Genomic DNA, 24617 nt, shown 5'->3' on the forward strand with positions numbered 1-24617 from the left:
GCCTGAAGGAGCCGTATGGCAGCGCGCCAACGCATCATTCCTGTGCGCCGCGAATACAATCGCTGGGTCGCCAACCAGACGCTTGAAGACTACGCGCTGCGCTTCACCGCCAAGAGCGCCCGGCGTTTCTCCTCCCAGCGCATCTCGCAGACGGCGATCGGCGCCATCTCCTTCCTGGCGCTGGAGGCGATCGGCGGCGCCATCACGCTCTCTTACGGTACCACCAATGCCTTCTTCGCCATTATCGTCGCCTCCATCGCGATGCTGGCGATCGGCCTGCCGATCAGCCGCTACGCCATCCGCCACGGCGTCGACATCGACCTTTTGACCCGCGGCGCCGGCTTCGGCTATATCGGCTCGACCATCACCTCGCTGATCTATGCCAGCTTCACCTTCATGCTCTTTGCCATAGAGGCCTCGATCATGTCCGGCGCGCTGGAGCTGACGCTCGGCATACCCCTATGGATCGGCTACATCATCAGCGCCGTCATGGTGATCCCGCTCGTCACTCATGGCGTGCGCCTCATCAGCAAGTTCCAGCTGATGACCCAGCCCTTCTGGATCGTCCTGAATATCCTGCCCTTCATCTTCATCGCCCTGATGGACTGGCAGCAATTCGATGTCTGGCGTGCCTTTGCCGGCATTCGTCACGCCTCTGGCCCGCCCGGCACGACAGCGGATTTCAACCTCGTCGAATTCGGCGCGGCATCGGCCGTCATCCTGGCGCTGATGTCACAGATCGGCGAACAGGCGGACTTCCTGCGCTTCCTGCCGCCGGACCCGCAGCGCAAATGGCGCCATCGCCTCGCGATCTTTCTCGCCGGTCCGGGCTGGGTCATCATCGGCGCGCCGAAGCTGCTCGCCGGTTCCTTCCTCGTGGTGCTGACCTTCACCTCGGGCGTACCTGTCGACCGCGCCGCCGACCCGGCACAGATGTATTTGACCGCCTTCGGCTACATGATCCCCTGGCACAATGCCGCTCTGCTGCTGATGGCCGCTTTTGTCGTGGTCTCGCAGCTGAAGATCAATGTGATGAATGCCTATGCCGGGTCGCTTGCCTGGTCGAACTTCTTCTCGCGCCTGACCCACAGCCATCCCGGCCGCGTCATCTGGCTGGTCTTCAACGTGGCGATCGCGCTGCTGCTGATGGAACTCGGCATCTACCGGCTGCTCGAGGAGACGCTCGGCATATTCTCGATCATCGCCATGGCCTGGCTTTGCACGATCTCGGCCGACCTCTTCATCAACAAGCCGCTCGGTCTCGCCCCTCCCGGCATTGAATTCAAGCGCGCCCACCTCTACGACATCAACCCGGTCGGCCTCGGCGCCATGACACTGTCGGCAGGCGTCGCTCTGATTGCCCATTTCGGGGTTTTCGGGTCGGTCGCCGCCTCGCTTGCCCCCTACATCACGCTGGTGATCGCACTGATCGCCTCACCTGCCATCGCCTTTATAACGAAGGGCAAATTCTATCTCGCCCGCAAGCCGCGCCATGCCTGGAAGAACCTGACAACCATCACCTGCTCTGTCTGCGAACATCCGTTCGAGCCCGAGGACATGGCCTGGTGCCCTGCCTATGCCGCGCCAATCTGCTCGCTGTGCTGCTCGCTCGACAGCCGTTGCCACGACATGTGCAAGCCGAACGCCCGCTTCAACGCGCAGGTCGGCGCCGTCGCAAAGACCCTGCTGCCGGAAACCATCGTCCAGAAACTAACCACACGCCTCGGCCGCTACGGCATCGCTGTGGCATTGGCGCTGACGGGCGTCGGGGCAATCCTTGCGATGATTGCCCATCAGGTGAGTTCCGCCTCGCCGGAGACAGCCGAAGTGGTCAACCGCACGATCCTGATCGTCTTCTTCGTCTTCTCTGTTATCGCCGGCATCGCCTGCTGGTTCTATGTGCTTGCTCATGACAGCCGCGTCGTTGCCGAGGAGGAATCCTCCCGCCAGAACACGCTGCTCCTCAAGGAGATCGCCGCCCACAAGAAGACCGACGCCGCGCTGCAGACTGCCAAGGAAACGGCCGAGGCCGCCAACCGCGCCAAGAGCCGCTACGTCGTGGGCCTCAGCCACGAATTGCGCACACCGTTGAATGCCGTTCTCGGCTACGCGCAGATCCTCGAGCGCGACGAGACGATCCCGCCGCCGCGCCAGTCTTCTATCAAGGTCATCCGCCGCAGCGCCGAACATCTCTCCGGCCTGATCGATGGCCTTCTGGATATTTCTAAGATCGAGGCCGGCCGCCTGCAGGTGTATTCGAACGAGATCAACATCCAGGACTTCCTCGATCAGATCATTGATATGTTCCGCCCGCAGGCGCAGGCAAAGGGCCTCACCTTCATCCACAACCGCTCTCAGGCACTGCCGCAATTCGTGCGTACCGACGAGAAGCGGCTTCGCCAGATCCTCGTCAACCTGCTTTCGAACGCCGTCAAGTTCACCGATGAAGGCAGCGTCACCTTCGATGTCGGCTATCGCAGCCAGGTCGCCACATTCACTGTCTCCGACACAGGCCGCGGCATTGCAGAGAAGGATCTGGCGCGCATCTATGAGCCCTTCCAGCGCGGCGAGGCCGAGAGCGTGCGCCCGATGCCCGGCCTCGGGCTTGGCCTCACCATAACGAGACTTCTGACCAACACGCTCGGCGGTGAAATCTCCGTGGCGAGCGAAAAAGACAAGGGATCGACCTTCCGTGTCCGCCTCATGCTGTCGGCGGTCATGCGCCCCGCTGCCCCGCCGCAGGAGAAGAAGATCGTCAGTTATGACGGCCCGCGTCGCACCATCGTCGTCGTCGATGACAACGAGGACCATCGCGAGATGATGCGCGAAATTCTTGTCCCGCTCGATTTCATCGTGCTGACGGCCGCAAGCGGCCCCGATTGCCTGACGCTGGTCGAAGGCATCGAGCCGGATCTCTTCCTCGTCGACATTTCCATGCCCGGCATGAACGGCTGGCAGCTCGTTTCCCGGCTGCGCGAAACGGGGCGCACTGCACCGATTGTGATGCTCTCAGCCAATATCGGCGATGCCGCCGCTCACAGCGACAGCGACGACAGTCATAATGATTCGATCGGCAAGCCGGTCGATCTCAAACAACTGCGCGACAAGCTTGCCCTGCATCTCGGCCTGAAATGGCTCTATGCCGACGATCAGACACCGGTGCCGGCAGCAACCAGCTTGCCGCTCAGGAGCCCCGGTGCTGCACATGTGCAGGAACTGCTGCGCCTCGGCGAAATAGGCTACATCAGGGGCATAGAAGCCAAGCTCGCAGACCTTGCCAAGGTAGAGGCAAATCAGCCATTCACCGAGGAACTCCGTTCCTATGTTGGCGCCTTCGATCTCGCCGGCTTCCTGGATTTCCTGCACAAGTTCGAAGAAAAGGGTGAACCCGTTGGCTGAGCTTCCGCGCGATATCGTTCTGCTGGTCGACGATTCGCCAGAAGCGCTTGGTTTCCTGACGGATGCGCTGGAACAGTCTGGTTTTTCCGTCCTGATCGCCACATCGGGCTCGGCGGCTCTCAGTATCGTCGAGCGCATCACGCCCGATCTCATCCTGCTCGATGCTGTCATGCCGGCGATGGATGGTTTCGAGACCTGCCGCAGGCTAAAGGCCAATGCCGCCGTCGCCCAGGTGCCCGTCATCTTCATGACCGGGCTCACCGAAACCGAGCATGTAGTCCATGCGCTGGAATCCGGTGGCGTCGATTACCTGTCGAAGCCCATCAACATCGACGAGCTGCGTGCCCGCATCCGCGTTCACCTGCGCAATGCCCGCTCGGCGCAAAGCGCCCGCGTCGCCCTCGATGCCGCTGGCCGCCATTTGCTGGCTGTGAAAGGCAACGGCGCGATCCATTGGTCGACGCCGCAGGCAACCCGCCTCGTCAACGCCGCGATGGGGAGCGACGACGGTATGGAAGTCGTCTCCCGCACGATCGGCAACTGGATGAAGGAACGCGCCGCAGCCGCGCGCGATGCCCTGATTTCCATCGCCCATGCCGGCCAGGCTGCCCTGCAGCTCGCCTTCCTCGGCGCCATCGGCCCGGACGAATATCTCTTCCGCTTGACCGCCGCCAATCAGCGCAACGACGACGAAGTACTGCGCCAGCATTTTGCGCTGACACAGCGCGAATCCGAGGTGCTGATGTGGATCGCCAAGGGCAAGGCCAACCGCGATATCGGCGAGATCCTCGGACTTTCTGCGCGAACGGTGAACAAGCACCTCGAACAGATCTATGTGAAGCTCGGGGTCGAAAACAGGGCATCCGCCGCCGTCAAGGCGGCGCATGCCCTGCATGAGATGTGAGGGATAGCAAGCAGCGCCCTCAGATGACGCGGTCCGGCGCCTCGCGGCCTTCGAAAAACGCCGTCACATTATCCACGACCTTCATCCCCATCGCCGTGCGCGTCTCTTCCGTCGCGCTGCCGAGATGCGGCAGCAGAACGACATTCTCCATCCTTCGCAGCGCTTCCGGCACTTGCGGCTCCGCCTCGTAGACATCGAGCCCGGCGCCGCGGATCGTGCCGTTCGCGAGCGCCGCTGTCAGCGCCGTCTCATCGACGACATCGCCCCGCGCCGTATTGATGAGGAAAGCGCCCCGCTTCATTGCTGCAAATCGCTCTGCATTCATCAGATGCCGGTTCTCGGCTCCTCCAGGGCAATGGAGCGAAACGAAATCGGAAGCCGCGAGCACCTCTTCCACCGAACCGAGCTGACGCGCACCGTAACGTGCCGCCTCCCCCGGGTCGACCTGGGAACGGTTATAGAACACGATGTCCATGCCGAAGCCAAAATGGCAGCGCTGCGCGAAAGCCTTGCCGATTCGCCCGAAGCCGATAATACCCACAGTCTTGCCGGACACCTTCGTGCCGATCATATGCGTCGGGCACCAGCCCTTCCATTCGCCGGCACGCACCTGCCGCTCGCCCTCGCCGCCGCGACGGGCCACGGAAAGCAGAAGCAGCATGGCGATATCGGCAGTGCAATCGGTCAGTACCCCAGGCGTATTCGTCACCACAATGCCTTTGGCCTTTGCGGTGGCAATATCGATGTGATTGAAACCCACCCCGAAATTACCGAGGATCTTCGTACGGATATCGCCGGCAAACACCGCTTCCGGCAGCTTGTCGGAAACGGTCGGCAGCACCGCGTCATGGTCCGCCAGCGCCTGGCGTAGCTCGCTTTCGCCGAGCGGCACATCATCCCTGTTGAGCGAGACATCGAAACGCTCTGAGAGCACGGCCTCTACCGAGGCGGGCCAGCGCCGGGTGACGAGAATGCGGGGTTTTGGCATGAATCTGGGTCCTCCATCCTTTACCTTGGCTTAGGCCATGAAAGCCAGGAATGGAATGGCCTTCAAACCCGTAGAGACTGCGATCTTGAACTGCGCAGGCCAAACGAAAGAAGCCCGGTCGATGACCGGGCTTCCATGAAAGGCATATCTGCCAGAGACTGAAATTAGTCGGCCTTCTGGAAGTAGCTGTACTTGCCGTCGTCGCCCTTCTTCCATTCGTACATGACGTAGCCCGGAAGCTTCGGGTCGCCCTTTTCGTCGAAGGAGATCTCGCCGAGAACGGTCGGGAACGGACCCTTTTCCTTCATGGCCGCGGCAACGGCTTCAGCGTCCGTAGAACCGGCAGCCTTGGCAGCAGCAGCGATCGTCTGCAGCGCAGCGTAGGAATAGAGCGTGTAAGCTTCCGGGTTGAAGCCGGCGGCCTTGAACTTCGCGACGAGGTCCTTGTTGGCCGGGTTGACAGTCGGATCCGGGCCGAAGGTGTTCAGCGTACCGGCAACGGCGTCACCAGCGATGGAGGCGAGTTCGTTCGAGACGATACCGTCACCCGAAACGAGCGCTGCCTTCAGGCCCTGGTCGGCCGACTGGCGGATGATGAGACCGGCTTCGGTGTGCAGACCGCCCCAGTAGATGATCGAAACGCCGGCTTCCTTCATCTTTGCGATGAGAGCCGAGAAGTCCTTGTCGCCGACGTTGACGCCTTCGTACATGGCTTCGGTGACGCCAGCGGCATTCAGAGCCTTCTTGGTTTCGTCAGCGAGACCCTGGCCGTAAGGTGTCTTGTCGTGAATGACGGCGATCTTGGCGTCCTTGAAGTGGTCGGCCAGATACTTGCCGGCAATGGCGCCCTGCTGGTCGTCACGGCCGCAGGTGCGGAAGGTGTTCCACAGGCCACGCTCGGTGAAAACCGGGTTCGTAGCAGCCGGGGTGATTTCGAGGATGCCGTTTTCGGCGTAGACTTCGGAAGCCGGGATGGAAACGCCCGAGTTGAAGTGGCCGATAACGAACTTCACGCCGTCAGCAACGAACTTGTTCGCGACGGAGATGCCCTGCTTCGGGTCGGAAACGTCGTCGCCGAGCTCGATCTTGATCTGCTCGCCGTTGATGCCGCCAGCAGCGTTGATGTCGGCGGCTGCCTGCTCGGCACCCTTCTGAAGCTGTGCGCCGAACGCAGCGTTTGGACCCGTCAGCGGGCCGCCAACGCCGATCACGATGTCAGCTCGTGCGACGCCGCCGAACGCGACGATCGCCGTCAGTGCCACCGCTGACAAGAGAGACTTCTTCATATTGTTACTCCCAATTTTTGGGCGGGTTCTTCCAAGGCCCGACGCAAACCCCACCTTTGACTGCGCCGGGAAAGCTGTTCCGCTCTGAAGGCAATTCATGCCTAGTTTCAACGGGCTGTCAATGTTTCTCCTTCCACGAAAACGCGGAAGTTTTTTCGTACAGCCAGTAATAGTTGTTGACCATTTGATTGGTACGGCGATAGCGGAACCCGGCTGTCGAGAAGACCAGCAGAGTTACGAAATCGATGATGTAGAAGAGGGCGCTGAGCATCGGGCCGTCAAACAGCGCATGATGCAGGAACTGCATCGCCCAGGCGAGCAGGAAGGTGTAGACGACAACCAAGGAGTAGTTGTTCCAGCCGTCCGCAACCGCCCTGCCGGCGCGCCACGCCGTCCAGAAACCGATGAGCACAACGAGCGCTCGGATGACGAGCTTCACGCCGTTGTCGCTTTCGAAGAAAAGTCCCTGCATAATCAAACTCTCCCTTCTGCCGCGATCAATGCCGCCCGCCTTCGAGATAGGCAGCACGCACCTCGGGATTCGCAAGCAGTTCCTTGCCGCTGCCGCTCATCGTTACCTTGCCGTTGACCAGCACATAGGCCCGGTGCGACAGCTTGAGCGCTGCGAATGCGTTCTGCTCCACGAGGAAGACGGTCAGCCCCTCCTTCTCGTTCAGCATCTTGATGGCTTCGAAGATGCCCTTCACGATCAGCGGAGCGAGGCCGAGCGACGGTTCGTCGAGCAGCAGCAGCTTCGGGCGCGCCATCAACGCGCGGCCGATCGAAAGCATCTGCTGTTCGCCACCCGAAAGCGTGCCGCCACGCTGCGACTGACGCTCCTTAAGACGCGGGAACATAACGAAAATCTTTTCTACATCCTCATGGAAGTATTTGAGATTATCGAGGCCGGCGCCCATCTGGAGATTTTCCAGCACGGTCATTCGCGGAAAGATGCGTCGTCCTTCGGGCGACTGCGCGATACGCAACCGCGCGATCTCATGCGTGGGCAGCTTGGTGATATCCTGGCCGTCGAAGACAATCGAGCCGGTACGGGCCTGCGGGCTCCCGCAGATCGTCATCATCAGCGTCGACTTGCCGGCGCCGTTGGCGCCGATCAGGCTGACGATTTCGCCCTTCTTCACCTCGACATCGATGCCGGCGAGCGCGCGAATATTGCCGTAATAGGTCTCGACGCCCTGAACCTTGAGAAGCTGTTCACCGGCCGCCATCAGATTGCGCCCCCTTCTACGGTCGCAATGACCTCTTCGACTTCTTCATCCTCGACACCAAGATAGGCTGCAATAACCCTCGGGTCGTTCTTCACGTGGTCGGGGCTTCCGTCGGAAATCTTCTGGCCGTATTCCAGAACGATGACGTGGTCGGAAATTTCCATGACCACCGACATGTCGTGCTCGATGAGCAGGATCGAGGTGCCGGTTTCGGTGCGAATGCCTTTCAGCAAGGCATTGAGCGCTGCCGATTCACGCGGATTGAGACCGGCAGCCGGCTCGTCGAGGCAGAGCAGCTCCGGGCCGGTGCACATGGCGCGAGCGATTTCCAGACGACGCTGGGCGCCGTAAGGCAGGTCGCCGGCCGGATCGTCGGCGCGGTCGATAAGGTCGGCCTTCTCCAGCCAGTGACGCGCAAGCTCGATGGCAGCAGCCGCTTCACGCTTGTAGGGACCGATACCGAGCAGACCAAGCACCGTGAAGCCCGAAGCCTTCATCAGTTTGTTATGCTGGGCGACCAGCAAGTTTTCCAGAACGGTGAGGCCCGAGAACAGGCGGATATTCTGGAAGGTACGGGCAACCTTGGCTTCCTTGGTGATGCGGAAGTCCGGCAGGCGCTCGAGAAGGTACTGCTTGCCGCTGTTCTGCGTCAGCGTAATCATGCCCATCGTCGGCTTGTAAAAACCGGTGATGCAGTTGAAGACGGTCGTCTTGCCCGCACCGTTCGGGCCGATCAGCGCGGTGATTTCACCGCGCTTGGCCTCGAAGGAGAAGTCGTTGATGGCCATCAGGCCGCCGAACTTCATCGACAGGTGCTCGACCTTGAGCAAAGTGTCATTCGACATCGTGTTCTCGACAGGGCTCATCAACCATGGCCCTCCTTGGTAAAGCTTCCGGAGACCGCTTTGCGCTCCTTGAGGAAGGCGGTCGGCTCACGCGAGCCGACGAAACCGCGCGGCTTGAACAGCATGACGATGACCATCGCAAGGCCGAAGAGCAGCATGCGGTAGAGTTCCGGCGTGAAATCCGGTCCAAAGACCATCTTGAGGAAGTCCATTTCGCGCAGCACTTCCGTACCGCCGACCATGACGACAGCGGCGATAGCGATGCCCGTCAGCGAGCCCATGCCGCCAAGGACGACGATGGCGAGAATGACGGCCGATTCCAGGAACACGAAGGATTCCGGCGAGACGAAGCCCTGACGAGCGGCGAAGAAGGAACCGGCGAATCCGCCGAACATCGCGCCGGTGGCGAAAGCGGTCAGCTTCGTCGTCACCGTGTTGATACCGAGCGAACGGCAGGCGATTTCATCTTCGCGAAGCGCTTCCCACGCACGGCCGATCGGCATGCGGCGCAGCCGAATCGTCACATAGGCGGTCAGCATGCAGAGAGCCAGGATGACGTAGAACAGGAAGATCTTGTAATAGGCCGAAGACGACGGCAGGCCGAAGACCTTGGCGAAATTGTTCGCCTTGCCGACATCGAAGCTCCAGATGCCAAAGACCGAAGCCTTGGCGATACCGGAGATACCGAAGGTGCCCTTGGTGACTTCCGTCCAGTTGATGATGACGAGACGAATGATTTCACCGAAGGCAAGCGTCACGATCGCCAGATAGTCGCCGCGCAGGCGCAGCACGGGGAAGCCGAGAATGACGCCCCAGAGAGCGGCAAAAATACCGGCGAGCGGCAGCAGCACCCAGAAGGAAAAGCCGAAATGGGCCGACAGCAGCGCATAGGAATAGGCGCCGACTGCGTAAAAGGCGACATAGCCGAGGTCGAGCAGACCGGCGAGACCAACGACGATATTCAGACCCCAGGCGAGCATCACGTAGATCAGGATCTGGATGCCGAAATTGTCGACCCATTTCAGCGCGCCCTGCGGACCGAGGAAATAGGCTGTCAGCAGCGGATAAACCACCAGGAAAAGCAGGGCAAACTTCAGGAAATGCGTCCGGAAGAAGCCTTTTTCCGTCGAGATCTCCAGATCGCCATGACGCGCCTTCAAAAGCTTGCGCTGATCGAGATGCGGCCTGACGAAAACGACCACGATGAAACGGCCGATGGCGGCGACCAGCACGAAAATGGCCAGCAGTCCCCAACGCTGAACGATAATCAGCTCGTTGTTGATGTTCTGCTGCGTGCCGAGACCGACATAGAGAACGAACAGGCCAAGTGCGATGAGGCCGGAGAAGAAGGCTTCCCTAAGCCCCTTCTGGACAAGCCCGGCGTCGGACTTGCCAGCGGAAGTGTCGATGTTTGCCATGACTTATACCTTCTCGACTTCCGGCCGGCCGAGAATGCCCGTCGGCTTGAAGATCAGCACGAATGCAAGAATGGCGAAGGTAGCGACATCCTTGTACGCGATGGTGAAATAGGCCGACCACAGGGATTCGATGAGGCCGATCATCAGCCCGCCGAGAACAGCACCCGGCAGTGAGCCGATGCCGCCGAGAACGGCTGCGGTGAAGGCCTTGACGCCCGGGATGAAGCCATCGTTGAACGATGCGACACCATAGTACATCAGATACATCGTGCCGGCGACGGCCGCGAGTGCCGCACCCATGATGAAGGTGATGGAGATGGTCTGGTCAACATTGACGCCCAGAAGGGCCGCCATCTTGCGGTCCTGTTCGGTGGCGCGCTGAGCACGTCCGAGTGCCGTCTTGTTGACGAGATACCAGAAGGCAGCAAGCAGGACGACGGTCACGACAATGATGATGATCTGCTTCAGCGAGATCGAGAGACCACCAACATTATAGACCGTGCCGACGAGCGGCGGGATCGGCTTGTTGCGCGGACCCTGCGTCACCTGGATGAAGTTGGACAGCGTGATCGACATGCCGATCGCGGTAATCAGCGGCGCCAGGCGGAATGAACCGCGCAGCGGGCGGTAGGCGACGCGCTCAATCGTCCAGTTCCACAAACTCGTCATCAGCATCGCGACCACAAGCATCGCCAATAGCAGCACGGCTACCGGAAGACCTGCAAAGATGGATGTGAGAACGAGAAAGACGATAAGAGCAGCGAAACCACCAAGCATGAAAATATCGCCATGGGCGAAGTTGATCATGCCGATAATGCCGTAAACCATCGTATAGCCAATAGCCACAAGGCCATAGATGGATCCGAGAGTCAGCCCATTGAAGAGCTGCTGGACGAAATACTCCATATGTCATTTCCCCTGGATGCGAACCAAATTTAAGTTGCATCTCTTATTGGTTTTATCGCTCATGCTTTCACATGAGCCTCTAGCTCGCATTGCATAGCGGTTTCGTTGGAAATGTGAAGACAAAAAGGATTTACTGCGCCAGAATCTTGGGCAAACAGCGGTAAATGGCGCAATTCAAACCAAAATCCACACAAAAGCGGCATCGTTTGGCAATTTTTTAGTCAGATCCGGCTTTGTCAATTAATCTTTGTGCACTGAACCAAGCCAGAAACGCTCGCGTCGCGCGTAAACTGTTCCACAAGTAAGGAAGTTGACGAAATTTCAAACTCCAAGATGCTGTTAATTGCAAATGCCATTTCACCGACCATTGCCGCTGACGGCTTCATGCAAATCCTGCGGGCCTGTGTTAATGTTACGGGATTCCGGCAAGGGGTGCGGCAACACCTCCGATAGACTATATATAGCGCAGTAGTCTCAGGACAGATTTACGGGCGAACGGCAGGAATATGCTGAAGACATTCGAACGGGCGGCACTCGAAGCCGGCAAGGCCATCACAGAGGTCTTCTGCGACGGCTGCCCGGTGGAAATGAAGGCCGACGAAAGTCCGGTGACGATCGCCGACCAGGAGGCAGAGCGCATCATACTGGCGCATCTGGAACGCGATTTCCCCGAGATCCCCGTCATCGCCGAAGAGTCAGTGGCTGCGGGCAAGGTGCCCGACATCGCCGGAAAGTCCTTCTTTCTCGTCGACCCGCTCGACGGCACCCGCGAATTCCTGGATAAGCGCCGGGAGTTTACCGTCAATATTGCCTATGTGGAAAATGGCATTCCGGTCGCCGGTATCGTCTACGCCCCGGCGCTGGGCATCGCTTTTTCCGGCGAACGCGGAAGCGCGGAAAAACTGGTAATCGACGAAAACTTTGCAGTAACGGAGCGAAATCTTATCAAGGTGCGCAAGCAGCCGGCAGAGAGCATGGCTCTTGCAAGCTTTCGCCACGATAGTCCCGAGACTGGCCTTTTCCTGGCCAGGCATGCCATCTCCAAATGCACCAACATCGGCTCGTCCCTGAAATTCTGTCTGCTGGCAGAAGGCAAGGCCGATGTCTACCCGCGGTTCACCCGCACCATGGAGTGGGATACAGCGGCTGGCGATGCGGTGCTGCGCGCAGCCGGCGGATCGACTGTCACTATGGACGGCCAACCGCTCCTCTACGGCAAAACCGGTACGGCTGCCGATTTCGACTTCGCAAATCCCCATTTCGTCTCTTGGGGCGGTACGAAACCTGCAATCGCACAGACGCGGTGATCGTAGAAAGTCGATATCTTCCAACTCTTTTCCCGCAATATCCCGGCGGTCATCGGCGATCGGTTCTTCGATGTCTCCGGCCGGAAAAATCCCTGGGCACTTTCCGAAATCGGTCGTTCCCTTGATTCGAGGGGTGCGCCCTTCGGTTTTCCGATGGCATGTTTTCTTGCCACGTTCTCGCCACAATTGACGCCGCCGCCGTGATGTGACTTCGGTAACATCTTGGCACACACAGACGCAATTATGGAATCAATATCTTAATTACAGAATATCGTCGCCGATAACTTTTCCCGCTCTTATCCCCTCAGGCTGGACGGCAAATTCGATCCCGGCCGGACCATGATCTCTCAGGCGCCGTGGGCAATGGAGCGTTTTGGTACGGTGTAGCCCTCAACCTTTGCAACCGTCGTCTGCCGTCCCGAATCCGGTCAAACACCTAAGATTCCTAATAAAAATCCCGGTTGAAAAATAAAACTCCTGATTTTGCATAAACTTAACGCAACTGCGAAGTTTGCTGCGATGCGAAATTTCTCTGGACTCGGTTAAACAAATGTCGCAAATTTAGGATGTAGTAGGGTTAAACGTCGCCTAACATTCTGGCGCCTTAATGTGGCGCTAACCAAGCCATCTAATCACACCGCCGAAAGCTTCAAAATACAAAGGGTAGATCCTTGAGCGTCATGGACCTTAACAAGAGTATTTCTGAAGAGAGCTTTCGCGTTACGCCTGTTCGACAGGGCAACGCGAGGTTCCCAGTTACCGCACTCGACAGCATCGTTCCGCCACCTGCCTCCGTGCAGTTCTTGATGAAGCGCGCCTTCGATATTTTTGCCTCGATCAGCGCGCTCGTCGTGCTTGCTCCACTGCTTCTCGCCGTCGCAGCCCTGATCAAGATGGACAGCCCCGGTCCAGTCCTCTTCAAGCAGACGCGCTGGGGCAAGAACTGCCGGGCCATCAAGGTCTACAAGTTCCGTTCCATGCGCACGGACATGCAGGATGTCAGCGGCGTTGCACAGACGGTCAAGAATGACCCACGTGTCACCCGCGTCGGCGCCTTCCTGCGTCGCTCTAACATTGATGAGCTCCCGCAGCTTCTCAACGTGCTGAAGGGTGACATGTCCGTTGTTGGACCGCGCTGCCATGCAATCGGCATGCGTGCCGGCGGCATGCTCTATGAAGAGCTGGTTCCGGAATATCATCACCGCCATGCCATGCGTCCGGGCATTACCGGCCTGGCGCAGATGCGCGGCCTGCGCGGCCCGACGGACCGCCCGGCCAAGGCGCGCGCCCGCATCGCCAGCGATCTCCACTATGTCGAGAACTTCTCGGTATTGATGGACATCCGCATCATCTTCGGAACGCTGATTTCCGAACTGAATGGCGGCAAAGGCTTCTGATTGGAAAAGAAGGGTATCGGCTGTTACAGCAGCCGATACCGAAATGCCCGGGCAACGGCCTGCATCCGGTTGACCGAATCCAGCTTGCGCATCGCGCTCTTCAGATATCCCACCACCGTATGAGACGAGAGATCGAGAATGATTGCGATCTCATCGCTGCTCTTGCCGGCAGCCGACCAGCGCAGACATTCGATCTCCCGCCGGGTCAGACTTTCCGATGGCTGGTCCTCGGGCTTCTCGTCGCTCGGCAGCGTGTCCAGAAGCTCCATGCAGCCATAAAGCAGCGCCATTGTTTCTTCGCGAGAGGGCATAGCCTGTGCGCCTGAAAAAGCAAAAATGTATTGTTTCAGGTCAGCGTCGTGCAGGGCGAAGGCAAAGGTATGCTTCAGCCCGTGCATCTGAAACATCGTGTTCAGACGGCGATTTTCCTGATTCGCTGCATTGCCACCAAAAGGGCCCTCCTCACAGAAGACAGGCATGATGGTTTGTTTCATGACAGCGACCAGCTTGCTGCAATAGAAGAGGTCCGCCTCCTCGTAAAAGTTGACGAGGCTCTGAGGCCAGTTGCTGATCAGCTTGTTTTCGAGAAAGGCCGTCCTGTCCCCACGCGGGAATACGGAAAACAGGTAGAACTCGAACCCCGCAGCCTTCGCCAGCTCGTCCAGGCGGTTTGCGCCGTCGACGGCGGAAACGCCCGCAGAACGGGCTCCAAAAGGCGAAAATGCAGCATCATCGGCGCAGTCGCGGACTGCGCGTTCACGTCTCTTCATTCTCTTGTTCCTTCACGGGCCTGGCTTCGGCTCGGTCTCGCAGCCGGCCGCGGGTTGGACGCGCCGGACGATCACGAAAGACGCGATTGCCCCGCATCCGAAGGATACGAAGCATTCAAACGGCAATCTTCAATGATACTGCGAGAAGAACGGAGACGAAGTCTTTGCGCTCATGCTTATGTTGCAGCGCTTATAAATTGTCCGGAAAATAATATGTAACATTTATTCCGCATGGCTCCCATGCAGCCGGGTCAAACTGACGCAACGGCAGGAGCCGGCAAATCAGCCTCGGACGCGCGTCTAAAGTTGTTATCAAAGTCTTACGATGCGTTTAGGCAATTTTTAAATGTGGCAAGTTAGAGTGGCACCCGTGGTCTTGCGTTGTGTAGAGAGTCCAATGACCGAAATGATACGTCCCCGAGTAAAATATGTCATCGGCCCCGATGGCAGCCCCCTGACGATTGCGGATCTTCCGCCGCCCAATACGCGGCGCTGGGTCATCCGCCGGAAGGCAGAGGTTGTCGCGGCTGTGCGCGGTGGCCTGTTGAGCTTGGAAGAAGCCTGCGAGCGTTACACGCTCACTGTCGAAGAATTCCTTTCCTGGCAGTCCTCCATCAACAGCCACGGCCTTGCCGGCCTGCGCACCACGCGCATCCAGCAGTACCGCCACTGACCCCACTCCCTTCGATTTGATCATTTCGGGCCGGACGCATTTCCCTTGAGGGAATGAAGAAGGCCCGAAATCATTGCCGAGGCCGCGTAACACCAGAGGCCGGGCTGCGTGAACGCATTTGCAAGTCCTGTCGTCTTCGCCGCCGCAATCACGATCGCAACGAGCAGCACATCCATCATGGACCACTTGGACAGATGCGGCACGACGTTGCGATAAAACAAGCTGCCGGTGCTGCCGGCAGCCGTCAATTCAGCCGCGATCCCGATCATTTTCAAGACCGGCAGTACGATCGAGACGAGCCCTACCAGCGCCGCAAGCGCAACGTCGCCGCCATTCCAGAGCGAAACCACGATTTGCAGGAGCGACGGCGTCTCGTCGAAGAACCAGAGCTTCTCGAAACGAATAAGCGGAAGCACAAGGCCGAGCGCCAGAAGAAACGGCGCCGTCACCAATAGAACCGGCCGAATCACTAAAAGCCTGTTCAATTCCCGCCTCCCCTTTTGAACACACTGTCTCCCACCGCCATGGCTTGGCATGCCGATGCCGTCGTGTCACGTTCCCGACCACACAATTCGTCAGGAGACACGGACATGGATATCAGGATTGAGGAAAATACCTCCGGCGGCCGCTACGTTGCGGTGCTGGAAGGCCATGAAGCGGAAATGACTTATTCCCGGACATCGCCGAAACTCATTATCATCGATCATACCGGCGTGCCGGACGCTTTGCGTGGCAAAGGCGTCGGCCAGGCACTCGCCCTCCACGCGGTCGAGGCAGCCCGCCAGGGCGGCTGGAAGATCATTCCGCTCTGCCCCTTCTTCAAATCACAGGCGCAGCGCCATCCGGAATGGAACGACGTGGTAAACTGAAGAGGCCACCTCACACGACAGAAACACCAAAAGCCATGCATGACGGACACTTAGCCCGTCATGCATGGCTTCTGTGGTTATCCCCCAGGGCGCCGGTACCGGCGCCTGCAATATTCGTCAGGCCCGGGCGCGAACTGCGCCGTCGCGCTCTTCGAGCGCCGTTGCCCTGGCATATTCCGCCTGCATTTCCTCAAGCGCCAGTTCCAGCGCCTCCTCCTGAACCTTCAGTTCCTTGATCGAGACCTGAAGATTGTCGGCGCGCTGACGTGCGGCCTTGGCGAAGGTCGGATATGCAAAGTGATTCGGGTCGGAAATACCGGACTTCTTTTCCTCGACGACGATCTGGCTCTCCAGATCCTTCGTCATCCGTTCAAACTCGGACATCATCATCTGCAACTGCTGCAGCTGACGACGCTTTTCGTTAACCTGAAACTCTTTCAGGCGAACGAGGCTCTCTCGCGACTTCATACGCATTACTCCCGTGATGCGAGACCCCGGCTCAACTTGAAACCGCCCTTGCGCGCCGCTTTGACACGGTTTGCCGAAAAATTTCCTGCGATATTAACAAAAACCTACCGCTGGTAACCTTTCGTTTACGGGCATCGTTAATGATAGGTGAGATGATTTAAGGCTCGGTAAACACCAGGACAGGAAAACCGAACCTTTTCATTAGCGAGTCGGATGAATCACTTAGCTCGATTTCTTAATGTCAAAGTTGAGAACTGAGTTTCGAGATTCCCATTGGAAAACAGAGAAATGGAAAAATTATTTAATAAATTCGATACTCCTTGCCAGAGTGAATTAGAATTTGTTAACCATTTCGTGGCAGCTTCCAAATCACGTAGCTTATTCGGTATCGCGTAGGGGGCCATGCCACCTTTCGGCGGCGGTAAAGGGGATAATTATGCGGGTACTTCTCATCGAGGATGATAGCGCTACGGCGCAGAGCATCGAACTGATGCTCAAATCTGAGAGTTTTAATGTTTATACGACAGATCTCGGCGAAGAAGGCGTGGATCTGGGCAAGTTGTATGATTACGATATCATCCTTCTCGACCTGAACCTTCCCGACATGTCCGGATACGAAGTGCTGCGCACTCTCCGTCTGTCGAAGGTCAAGACTCCGATCCTGATCCTCTCGGGCATGGCCGGTATCGAAGACAAGGTTCGCGGTCTCGGCTTCGGTGCCGACGATTACATGACCAAGCCCTTCCACAAGGATGAGCTCGTCGCTCGCATCCATGCGATCGTCCGCCGCTCCAAGGGCCATGCACAGTCGGTTATCATGACCGGCGAACTGATCGTCAACCTCGATGCAAAAACCGTCGAAGTCGGCGGCCAGCGCGTTCACCTGACGGGCAAGGAATACCAGATGCTGGAGCTTCTCTCGCTCCGCAAGGGCACCACGCTCACCAAAGAAATGTTCCTGAACCACCTTTATGGCGGTATGGACGAGCCCGAACTGAAGATCATCGACGTCTTCATCTGCAAGCTGCGCAAGAAGCTTGCAAATGCCGCCGGCGGCGCCAACTACATCGAAACCGTCTGGGGTCGCGGCTATGTGCTGCGCGAGCCCGATGGTGCCGAATACGCCGAAACCGCCTGATCCGCCAAATCCGCTTATCCCTAAAAATCCCGCCCTTGTGGCGGGATTTTTGTTTTGGTGCTCTATCCCGAAATGAAAAAGCCGCCCGGAAGGACGGCTTGCGTTAACGATTTGCGCGACCTGCTCAGGCGGCGATTGCGCGATTTCCGAACACGGCGGTGAGGATCTTGCGGTCGAATGGCTTCAGCAGGAAGTCGGTTGCCCCTGCCCGCTTGCCGGCCATCAGCTTCTTCAGGTCGGCTTCGATGACGCAATAGTAGATCTTCACCTCTTTGCCGCCGTCCAGGGCGCGGATGGCGGCGATGAGCTCGAGCGCCCCCTCCATACCTGAATCAACGATCAGATATTCGGGAAGCTCGGCCTGGCAGCGTTGCAGCGCCTCTTCGGCATTCGACGCTTCGCTGACCAGGAAATCGAGTTCGGAAAGGATTCGCTTGCCGACCTTGCGAACAATGTCCGAACTGTCGGTGATCATGAATCTCTGCATGGCGGCTCCTTATCCCTCGCGCTGTCTCCATCGAGGGCCTTCCTGACCTTCAAGGATAGGTTGATCAGGCTAAGGAATCGTTACCGCCGTTGCTTCGATCAGCAATCGGTAAACTACGCTGCAGCGATCTTGGCAGTGAAGATGATCTCTTCGGCGCTGACTTCGTGACCCAGAACCATGCCGCATTCTTCAGCCAATAGCACGGTATAGTAGGGCTGGATCGAATGCGCATCGATCGCTTCTTCGACAGTGCCGGTAGCGATTTCGATGAACTTCGGCGGCATGCGCATCAGCTTGCCCTTGGCGACGAGCTTGAAGCTTGCATCGAATTCGGGATTTTCCAGAGTGATATCCAGATTGCCGCCGCGCGGTATGGAAGAATATGCGACGAGGAAAAGGTTCAGAAGGAGTTTGACCCTGTTCTTGGCGACGATCGCGCGCGGACCGCTCCAGGTCACCTCGGTCTTCTTTTCGGCCACAGCGAAATCCTTGGCCGCACGTTCGGCCTCACCGGTATCGATCGAGGCGCCGACGGAACCGGAAGCACCAAAGGCAAGGCGTGCGAATTTGAGACGGACCGAGGCATTCACTGCGCTGGTGCGGATGAGATCCATCGCATCCGAATCTGCTCCGCCTTCGTCCAGAAGCTCCAGGCCGTTGTTGATGGCGCCGACTGGTGAGATCACGTCATGGCACACGCGGCTGCACAGAAGTGCTGCCAGGTCCGGACCGGACAGAGTGAGATTGGGGTTCTTGGACATCATCGTCTCCTGAGGGCGGCAGTGTCATTCCACCCGGTAGTGTGCCTGATCAAAATTGAGCGAAGTTTGCGACCGTACTCACCGCCATAATGACACCATATTTGGTAAACCGATTGTTAAGACGATCGGCGCAAAATGCATCAAATGCTAATACTCCTGACAATGACGAATGGATGACATCATGCGCCTCCAATTTCTCGGAAGATTTATCGGCTTCTGCAAGTTGCTGACCGCAATCGTGATCTCGTCGATGATGATTACAGGGCAGGCCGCAGCGCAGCAGAGCAACGGCCAGTATACAGTGCAGGAAATCGTCGATGCCGGTCATTCCTTCTTCGGCGAGACCAGCGGCGGCCTTGCCAAGGTCGTTGAAAGCGCCTTCCAGAAATATGGCCTGCCGAACGGCTATATTCTCGGCCAGGAAGGCGGCGGCGCCTTCATCGCCGGCCTGACCTACGGCGAAGGCCAGCTCAACACCAAGAATGCAGGCGAACACCCGCTCTACTGGCAAGGTCCGTCCCTCGGTCTTGACTACGGCGGTCAGGGCTCGCGCGTCATGATGCTGGTCTACGACCTGCCGTCCATCGATTCCATCTATGCCCGCTTCGGCGGCGTCAGCGGCTCGGCCTATGTCATCGCCGGCTTCGGCATGACGCTTCTCAAGAACAACAATGTTCTGGTCGTACCGATCCGCACCGGTGTCGGCGCCCGTCTCGGCATCAATGTCGGCTACCTGAAGGTCACCGCGAACCCGACGTGGAACCCCTTCTGAAAAGCTCAGATCAGCGCTAATATTCCTGGGAATATGGTCCTGCCGACGCCCGCAGCCTTGCCGATGTGCCCCCTGCGTGCTTAATCAACGGACTGTATCAACCTTCGAAGCGATGGCCGCGCCGTGATCGAATATGCTCTTTTGTTCGGATTGGGTTTCCTGACCGCGGCCTTCCTCGTCTTTCTGGTCTCGCCTGCTGTCCATCGCCGCATCGTCTGGTACACCGAGAACCGCCTCAAGGCGACGATGCCGTTGAGCCCGCAGGAAGTGCGGGCGCAGAAGGACATGGTGCGCGCGCTCTACGCCGCTGAAAATGCCCGTACTGCGCAGGATCTGCAGCGCGAACGCGAGAAGTCGCTCTCCCTGCAGCTGCGCCATGACGCGCTCGCCGTCGATGCCGGCAGGCTGGCCTCCGAAGTCAACGAGGCACGCGCGCAGATCGGCGAAATGCAGGTGGAGGCCGCAGAGCAGCGCTCCCATCTTCGCAAGGACGAAAACTATATCAGCCAGCTGAAGACGAGCCTGCATATTGCCGAACAGGCAGGCTCCAACAAGGATAGCGAGCTGGAGACGCTGCGTGCGCGGCTTTCCAAGCTTGCGGAACAGGCCGACAGTCTGAAGATCGACCTTGCCGCCCGCGAGACTGAAGCCGAGAACCTGAAGTTTCGCGCCAATGCCATGCGCGACGAACGCGACACGATGCGCAAGGACGTGACCGTTCTGCAGAAGCGCGCCAAGGATGCCGAGCAGAAGCTCAGCCAGCAGCAGCACATGGTCATTCGCCTCGAGGACAAGGCCGCCCGAGAAACCGCCTCCGCCGCGGACAAGGAAGCCCTGCTCGGCCGCCGGCAGCAGGAAATCGCCAAGTTGAAGGACCAGCTGAAGGCGGCCAATGCCGAGCTGCGCAAGATCACCAAGCTGCTGCGCGATGCCGGTCTTGCCAACGCTGTTGCCGATCTTCCCGCCGAAGCGAGCAGCGAAGCCGAAACCTCGGAACTCGATCTCACATCTATCACAGCGCAGATGAGCGACAATGTCCGCAGGCGCAGCGCGGCACTGGCCGAGCACCTGCAGAAGGCAAGAAACAATACCAGTCGTGATGGTGCGCTTCGCGAGGAAATCACCTCGATCGCCGCCAGCATGGTGGCGCTTACGGCGCTCAACGAAGGTCCGTCCTCTCCGATCCTCTCCCTCCTGCCTGACAGCGGAGAGAAGAAGGGAGCGAACGACCGCGTGAATCTCGCTGACCGCGCAGCTGCGATCATCGCCGATCCGCAGCGCTGACCCCTGTCAGATTCGAGCCATAGCCGAAGATATGGCAAAGAGACCAATGCCGGTCGCTGTCGCCACGTTGAGACTGTCCAGCCCTTCAGATTGCGGAATGCGCGCAGTGCGAAAACGGGAAAGCACGGCCTCCGGCAGTCCCTCACCCTCGGTGCCGACGACGAGCGCCATGCGATCGGACGCCGGTATCTGCCGGATATCCGTCTCGCCGCGTGGCGATAGCGTCCAGATTGCAAAGCCGCGCCCGGCGAGGCTTGAGAGAAGATCAAGCGCATTACCGCCGCGGCGATAGGGCGTGCTGAGGACCGAGCCGACCGAAACGCGCAACGCCTTGCGGTAGAGCGGATCGCAGCAGGTCTCATCAAACAGGATCGCATCCGCTTTGAAGGCAGCGACGTTGCGAAACATCGAGCCGGCATTGTCGTGGTTGGAAATGCCGCAGCCGACGAGGACAAGCGCCCGTTCAGGCAGCGCGTCGAGAAGGACACTTTCCGCTGCCTGCTCCCGGCGGCCAAGGGCGAGCACGCCGCGATGCATGTTGAAGCCGACGATACCATCAAGAACGTCGCCATCCGCCACATAGACCGGCACGTCATCGGGAAAGCGTTCGAGAATCTCGGACACTCCGTCGAGCCGATTACGCAGCAGCAGGATCTTCTCGGCCGAAAATCCCGTGCCCGCCGCATGCGCTTCGGCAAGCATGCGCAGCACGACCGTGCCTTCGGCGATGAAGCGGTTCTGCCGGCCAGTCAGGTCGCGTTCGCGAATATCGCGAAATTCCACAATCCGCGGATCCTCGGGACTTTCGATCGTGTGCGGTATCGCGGCCATACCGGCCTCAGTTGCCCGACAGCGTGATGTCGGCCACGATGCGGCTCGCATTGATGTCGAAGACCAGCGCCTTGCGCTTGCCATTGACATCAGTGCCGTAAAATAGGATCTGCCCGCCCGAAAGCGACGTCTGCTCGATCTTGAAGCCAAGCGGCAGCGAAGCCGTTACCGACACCGGCGCGTCCGAAGGCACGCCCGAAGAGTTCGTCGATGCTGTGGCCTGGGATGGCTCCGTGCGCGTCACCTTGTAGACAACGGCACCGAAGACCGCCATAAGGCTCACGAACATGATGGCGCCCGAGACGATCTGCAGGCGAACCATCTTGCGCCGGACATTTTCCATAGCCGGGTCGAGGGGCTTTTCTTCCTGCTCATCGTCAGCTGGCTCGAATTTCGTCATCTATGGCGTCCCGTTCTAAAAATACGTCGGAGAAGAAGCGTCTTGAGCGACCCCTTTAAACAAGCAGATGACAATAGAAAAGTCCTGACCGCTGACGAGACCGCCGAAGGCCGCCTGGACGCCTGGCTGACAGCACAGGTCGGCGAGGAGTTTTCCCGCAGCCGCATCAAGGCGCTGATCAAGGATGGCCAGGTCCTTTTGAAGGGCGCACCGGTTACCGATCCGCAACGAAAGGTGCGAGCCGGCGACAGCTACGAGATCACCTTGCCGGAGCCCGAAGATCCGGCGCCAAAGGGCGAGAATATCCCGCTCGATATCCTCTATGAGGATGAAGACGTCATCGTCATTTCCAAGCCGGCCGGCCTCGTCGTCCATCCCGGCCCCGGCAACTGGACAGGCACGCTCGTCAACGCGCTGATCCACCATTGCGGCGACACCCTCTCAGGCATCGGCGGCGTGCGGCGCCCCGGCATCGTTCACCGCCTCGACAAGGATACGACCGGCGTCATGGTCGTCGCCAAGAACGATATGGCACATCGCCATCTCTCGCTGCAGTTTGCCGATCACGGCCGCACCATGCCGCTGGAACGCGCCTATCAGGCGATCGTCTGGGGGCGTCCGCGCTCGCTCTCGGGAACGATCGACGCGCCGCTCGGCCGTGCCACCGGCGATCGCACCCGCCGCGCCGTCAAGCGCCCCGAAAACGAGAGCGCCGACGAAGCGATCACCCATTACGAAGTGCTCGAGCGCTTCCATGAAAGCCCGGATGCGAGCGCGCTTGCCTCCCTCGTCGAATGCCACCTGGAAACCGGCCGCACGCACCAGATCCGCGTCCACATGGCACACATCGGCCATCCGCTGCTGGGCGACGCCGTCTACGGCGCCGGCTTCAGGACCAAGGCCAATCTTCTGCCCGACGAGGCTCGCAGGATCGTCAAGGCGTTCGACCGCCAGGCGCTGCATGCCTACATGCTGCAATTCGAGCATCCGCGCACCGGCAAGGTGATGCATTTCGAAGTACCCCTGCCGGATGACATGGTGGAGCTCGCAGACGCCCTACGCGGATGAGAGATGATCGCCGTTACTTTTTGGAGCCGGCGCCCAGAACCCGATGCGTGGCATTATCGAGAGCGTGGCTGGTGTCGCGCCCGTCCTGTGCAAGTCCCCTTGCAGTGTTGCCGCAGGATATAAGAGCAGCGGAAAGCGAAAGCAGCAGTATGGCGGCAAAGGCTGGTCTGATCATCTGGTTCCCCTCATGAAAGCGCCCGGCGCAAGAGTGCCGACGCCACCGGAAAAATGCGGCAGCAGCCAATAAAATCAATGCCTCCGGCTCACTCTGGCCGAGCCCGGATAACGCCCTCGTGAACGCCGGGGCGACCTTGAATCCCTGTTTTGCCATACTTATCTGTACATAGACTTATTGCGGGCTTGGAGAGAGCCGCATGTCCCGGTTTGCCTTTAGCGCGAGGGCGCGTTCCATCGGGAACCGGAATCCATATAAGGAGGGTGCATCATGGCCCGAAATAACTTGCCGTCCATTACCGCCGGCGAAGCCGGTCTCAATCGTTACCTCGACGAAATCCGTAAATTCCCGATGCTGGAGCCGCAGGAAGAGTACATGCTCGCCAAGCGTTACTCAGAACACGGCGATCGCGATGCAGCACACAGGCTCGTCACCAGCCACCTTCGCCTTGTTGCGAAGATCGCCATGGGCTATCGCGGCTACGGCCTGCCGATCGGTGAAGTCGTGTCCGAAGGTAACGTCGGCCTCATGCAGGCCGTCAAGAAGTTCGATCCGGAACGTGGTTTCCGTCTTGCCACCTATGCAATGTGGTGGATCAAGGCCTCGATCCAGGAATATATCCTGCGCTCATGGTCTCTGGTGAAGATGGGTACGACAGCGAACCAGAAGCGTCTGTTCTTCAACCTGCGCCGCCTGAAGGGCCGTATCCAGGCCATCGATGACGGCGACCTGAAGCCGGAGCATGTGACCGAGATCGCGACAAAGCTGAACGTCTCCGAGGAAGAGGTCGTTTCGATGAACCGCCGCCTTTCTGGCGACGCATCGCTGAACGCTCCCATCAAGGCCTCCGAAGGTGATAGCGGCCAGTGGCAGGATTGGCTCGTGGACGACCACGACAGCCAGGAGGACGTGCTGATCGAGCAGGATGAGCTCGATACCCGTCGCCGCATGCTGTCGAAGGCCATGAGCGTGCTGAACGACCGCGAACGCCGCATCTTCGAGGCCCGCCGCCTCGCCGAAGATCCGGTGACGCTGGAAGACCTTTCGGCCGAGTTCGACATCAGCCGCGAGCGCGTCCGCCAGATCGAAGTCCGTGCCTTTGAAAAGGTGCAGGATGCGGTCCGCAAGGAAGCGCTGGAGCGTGCCAAGGCAGTGCGTGTGGTCGAAGCCACCGCATAAGCTGGTTCGTCATTCGAAATCAGAAAGGCGGGTCCTTGCGGCCCGCCTTTTATTTTGCGTGAT

26 protein-coding genes are annotated in these 24617 nt (G+C 59.0%); 11 read left to right on the forward strand and 15 right to left on the reverse strand.

Annotation, left to right across the window (positions count from 1 at the left end; genetic code table 11):
• Nucleotides 1–15: 15 nt before the first annotated feature.
• Nucleotides 16–3399, forward strand: a complete 3384-nt coding sequence (locus FHT93_RS10095; RefSeq protein ID WP_183847315.1) for an ATP-binding protein — start codon at nt 16–18, stop codon at nt 3397–3399.
• A complete protein-coding gene (locus tag FHT93_RS10100; protein WP_112971179.1) occupies nt 3392–4303 on the forward strand; it encodes a response regulator in 912 nt (303 codons plus the stop codon). Before FHT93_RS10095 ends, FHT93_RS10100 begins: the two co-directional genes overlap by 8 nt.
• 19 nt (nt 4304–4322) lie before the next feature.
• Here FHT93_RS10100 and FHT93_RS10105 read toward each other — a convergent pair whose 3' ends face one another.
• The 7 genes from FHT93_RS10105 to FHT93_RS10135 all read right to left on the reverse strand — a co-directional run bounded on the left by FHT93_RS10105 (nt 4323) and on the right by FHT93_RS10135 (nt 10975).
• The gene (locus tag FHT93_RS10105; RefSeq protein WP_183847317.1) at nt 4323–5291 is read right to left on the reverse strand and encodes a D-glycerate dehydrogenase; all 969 of its coding nucleotides are present in this window, start codon (nt 5289–5291) and stop codon (nt 4323–4325) included.
• Nucleotides 5292–5455: 164 nt separating this feature from the next.
• On the reverse strand, nt 5456–6577 hold the full coding sequence (locus FHT93_RS10110; RefSeq protein ID WP_112543991.1) for a branched-chain amino acid ABC transporter substrate-binding protein: 1122 nt from the start codon (nt 6575–6577) through the stop codon (nt 5456–5458).
• Between the two features lie 118 nt (nt 6578–6695).
• Nucleotides 6696–7049: a DUF6867 family protein gene (locus FHT93_RS10115; protein WP_112543990.1), complete on the reverse strand. Its 354-nt coding sequence runs from the start codon at nt 7047–7049 to the stop codon at nt 6696–6698.
• Between the two features lie 25 nt (nt 7050–7074).
• Complete coding sequence (locus tag FHT93_RS10120; protein WP_112543989.1) at nt 7075–7806, reverse strand: ABC transporter ATP-binding protein; 732 nt, start codon at nt 7804–7806, stop codon at nt 7075–7077.
• Nucleotides 7806–8672: an ABC transporter ATP-binding protein gene (locus FHT93_RS10125; RefSeq protein ID WP_112971180.1), complete on the reverse strand. Its 867-nt coding sequence runs from the start codon at nt 8670–8672 to the stop codon at nt 7806–7808. Before FHT93_RS10125 ends, FHT93_RS10120 begins: the two co-directional genes overlap by 1 nt.
• Complete coding sequence (gene livM, locus FHT93_RS10130) at nt 8672–10069, reverse strand: high-affinity branched-chain amino acid ABC transporter permease LivM (protein ID WP_112543987.1); 1398 nt, start codon at nt 10067–10069, stop codon at nt 8672–8674. The genes FHT93_RS10125 and livM overlap by 1 nt, the downstream gene beginning before the upstream one ends.
• Before the next feature lie 3 nt (nt 10070–10072).
• Nucleotides 10073–10975, reverse strand: coding sequence for a branched-chain amino acid ABC transporter permease (locus FHT93_RS10135; RefSeq protein ID WP_029869102.1), 903 nt, complete (start codon nt 10973–10975; stop codon nt 10073–10075).
• A gap of 506 nt (nt 10976–11481) precedes the next feature.
• On the opposite strand from FHT93_RS10135, the gene cysQ reads away from it, so the two are divergent.
• Nucleotides 11482–12282, forward strand: coding sequence for a 3'(2'),5'-bisphosphate nucleotidase CysQ (gene cysQ, locus FHT93_RS10140; RefSeq protein ID WP_183847319.1), 801 nt, complete (start codon nt 11482–11484; stop codon nt 12280–12282).
• A gap of 671 nt (nt 12283–12953) precedes the next feature.
• On the forward strand, nt 12954–13679 hold the full coding sequence (locus FHT93_RS10145; RefSeq protein WP_162710076.1) for a sugar transferase: 726 nt from the start codon (nt 12954–12956) through the stop codon (nt 13677–13679).
• Nucleotides 13680–13702: 23 nt separating this feature from the next.
• Here FHT93_RS10145 and FHT93_RS10150 read toward each other — a convergent pair whose 3' ends face one another.
• Complete coding sequence (locus FHT93_RS10150) at nt 13703–14449, reverse strand: LuxR C-terminal-related transcriptional regulator (RefSeq protein ID WP_112543985.1); 747 nt, start codon at nt 14447–14449, stop codon at nt 13703–13705.
• Nucleotides 14450–14846: 397 nt separating this feature from the next.
• On the opposite strand from FHT93_RS10150, the gene FHT93_RS10155 reads away from it, so the two are divergent.
• On the forward strand, nt 14847–15122 hold the full coding sequence (locus tag FHT93_RS10155; protein WP_007533628.1) for a DUF1153 domain-containing protein: 276 nt from the start codon (nt 14847–14849) through the stop codon (nt 15120–15122).
• A 20-nt stretch (nt 15123–15142) separates the two neighbouring features.
• On the opposite strand, the gene FHT93_RS10160 is transcribed toward FHT93_RS10155, so the two are convergent.
• Entirely contained in the window at nt 15143–15607 is a 465-nt protein-coding gene (locus tag FHT93_RS10160) for a paraquat-inducible protein A (RefSeq protein WP_112971183.1), read from the reverse strand.
• Nucleotides 15608–15712: 105 nt separating this feature from the next.
• On the opposite strand from FHT93_RS10160, the gene FHT93_RS10165 reads away from it, so the two are divergent.
• Complete coding sequence (locus FHT93_RS10165; protein WP_112971184.1) at nt 15713–15991, forward strand: GNAT family N-acetyltransferase; 279 nt, start codon at nt 15713–15715, stop codon at nt 15989–15991.
• Between the two features lie 117 nt (nt 15992–16108).
• Here FHT93_RS10165 and FHT93_RS10170 read toward each other — a convergent pair whose 3' ends face one another.
• On the reverse strand, nt 16109–16459 hold the full coding sequence (locus tag FHT93_RS10170; RefSeq protein WP_112543982.1) for a flagellar export protein FliJ: 351 nt from the start codon (nt 16457–16459) through the stop codon (nt 16109–16111).
• A gap of 436 nt (nt 16460–16895) precedes the next feature.
• On the opposite strand from FHT93_RS10170, the gene ctrA reads away from it, so the two are divergent.
• Complete coding sequence (gene ctrA / locus FHT93_RS10175) at nt 16896–17597, forward strand: cell cycle two-component system response regulator CtrA (protein WP_003542362.1); 702 nt, start codon at nt 16896–16898, stop codon at nt 17595–17597.
• 124 nt (nt 17598–17721) lie between these two features.
• Here the strand turns inward: ctrA and FHT93_RS10180 are convergent, their stop codons facing one another.
• Together FHT93_RS10180 and FHT93_RS10185 are read right to left on the reverse strand one after the other, a co-directional pair.
• A complete protein-coding gene (locus FHT93_RS10180) occupies nt 17722–18084 on the reverse strand; it encodes a response regulator (RefSeq protein WP_112543981.1) in 363 nt (120 codons plus the stop codon).
• 113 nt (nt 18085–18197) lie between these two features.
• Complete coding sequence (locus FHT93_RS10185) at nt 18198–18848, reverse strand: histidine phosphotransferase family protein (RefSeq protein ID WP_183847321.1); 651 nt, start codon at nt 18846–18848, stop codon at nt 18198–18200.
• 178 nt (nt 18849–19026) lie between these two features.
• On the opposite strand from FHT93_RS10185, the gene FHT93_RS10190 reads away from it, so the two are divergent.
• Together FHT93_RS10190 and FHT93_RS10195 are read left to right on the forward strand one after the other, a co-directional pair.
• Nucleotides 19027–19617: an EipA family protein gene (locus FHT93_RS10190; RefSeq protein WP_183847323.1), complete on the forward strand. Its 591-nt coding sequence runs from the start codon at nt 19027–19029 to the stop codon at nt 19615–19617.
• A 123-nt stretch (nt 19618–19740) separates the two neighbouring features.
• Nucleotides 19741–20901 (forward strand): hypothetical protein, encoded by a 1161-nt coding sequence (locus FHT93_RS10195; RefSeq protein ID WP_183847325.1) that lies wholly within the window; start codon nt 19741–19743, stop codon nt 20899–20901.
• A gap of 6 nt (nt 20902–20907) precedes the next feature.
• On the opposite strand, the gene FHT93_RS10200 is transcribed toward FHT93_RS10195, so the two are convergent.
• On the reverse strand, nt 20908–21732 hold the full coding sequence (locus FHT93_RS10200; protein ID WP_183847326.1) for an RNA methyltransferase: 825 nt from the start codon (nt 21730–21732) through the stop codon (nt 20908–20910).
• 7 nt (nt 21733–21739) lie between these two features.
• On the reverse strand, nt 21740–22132 hold the full coding sequence (locus FHT93_RS10205) for a hypothetical protein (protein ID WP_183847328.1): 393 nt from the start codon (nt 22130–22132) through the stop codon (nt 21740–21742).
• A 42-nt stretch (nt 22133–22174) separates the two neighbouring features.
• On the opposite strand from FHT93_RS10205, the gene FHT93_RS10210 reads away from it, so the two are divergent.
• Entirely contained in the window at nt 22175–23200 is a 1026-nt protein-coding gene (locus FHT93_RS10210) for an RluA family pseudouridine synthase (RefSeq protein ID WP_112543976.1), read from the forward strand.
• 13 nt (nt 23201–23213) lie between these two features.
• On the opposite strand, the gene FHT93_RS10215 is transcribed toward FHT93_RS10210, so the two are convergent.
• Entirely contained in the window at nt 23214–23375 is a 162-nt protein-coding gene (locus tag FHT93_RS10215; RefSeq protein ID WP_183847330.1) for an entericidin, read from the reverse strand.
• Nucleotides 23376–23645: 270 nt separating this feature from the next.
• Here FHT93_RS10215 and rpoH point away from each other — a divergent pair, with 270 nt between their 5' ends.
• Complete coding sequence (gene rpoH, locus FHT93_RS10220; RefSeq protein ID WP_037104500.1) at nt 23646–24554, forward strand: RNA polymerase sigma factor RpoH; 909 nt, start codon at nt 23646–23648, stop codon at nt 24552–24554.
• Nucleotides 24555–24617: the final 63 nt, after the last annotated feature.

The organism is Rhizobium sp. BK379 (assembly GCF_014193955.1).
Lineage (GTDB): Bacteria > Pseudomonadota > Alphaproteobacteria > Rhizobiales > Rhizobiaceae > Rhizobium.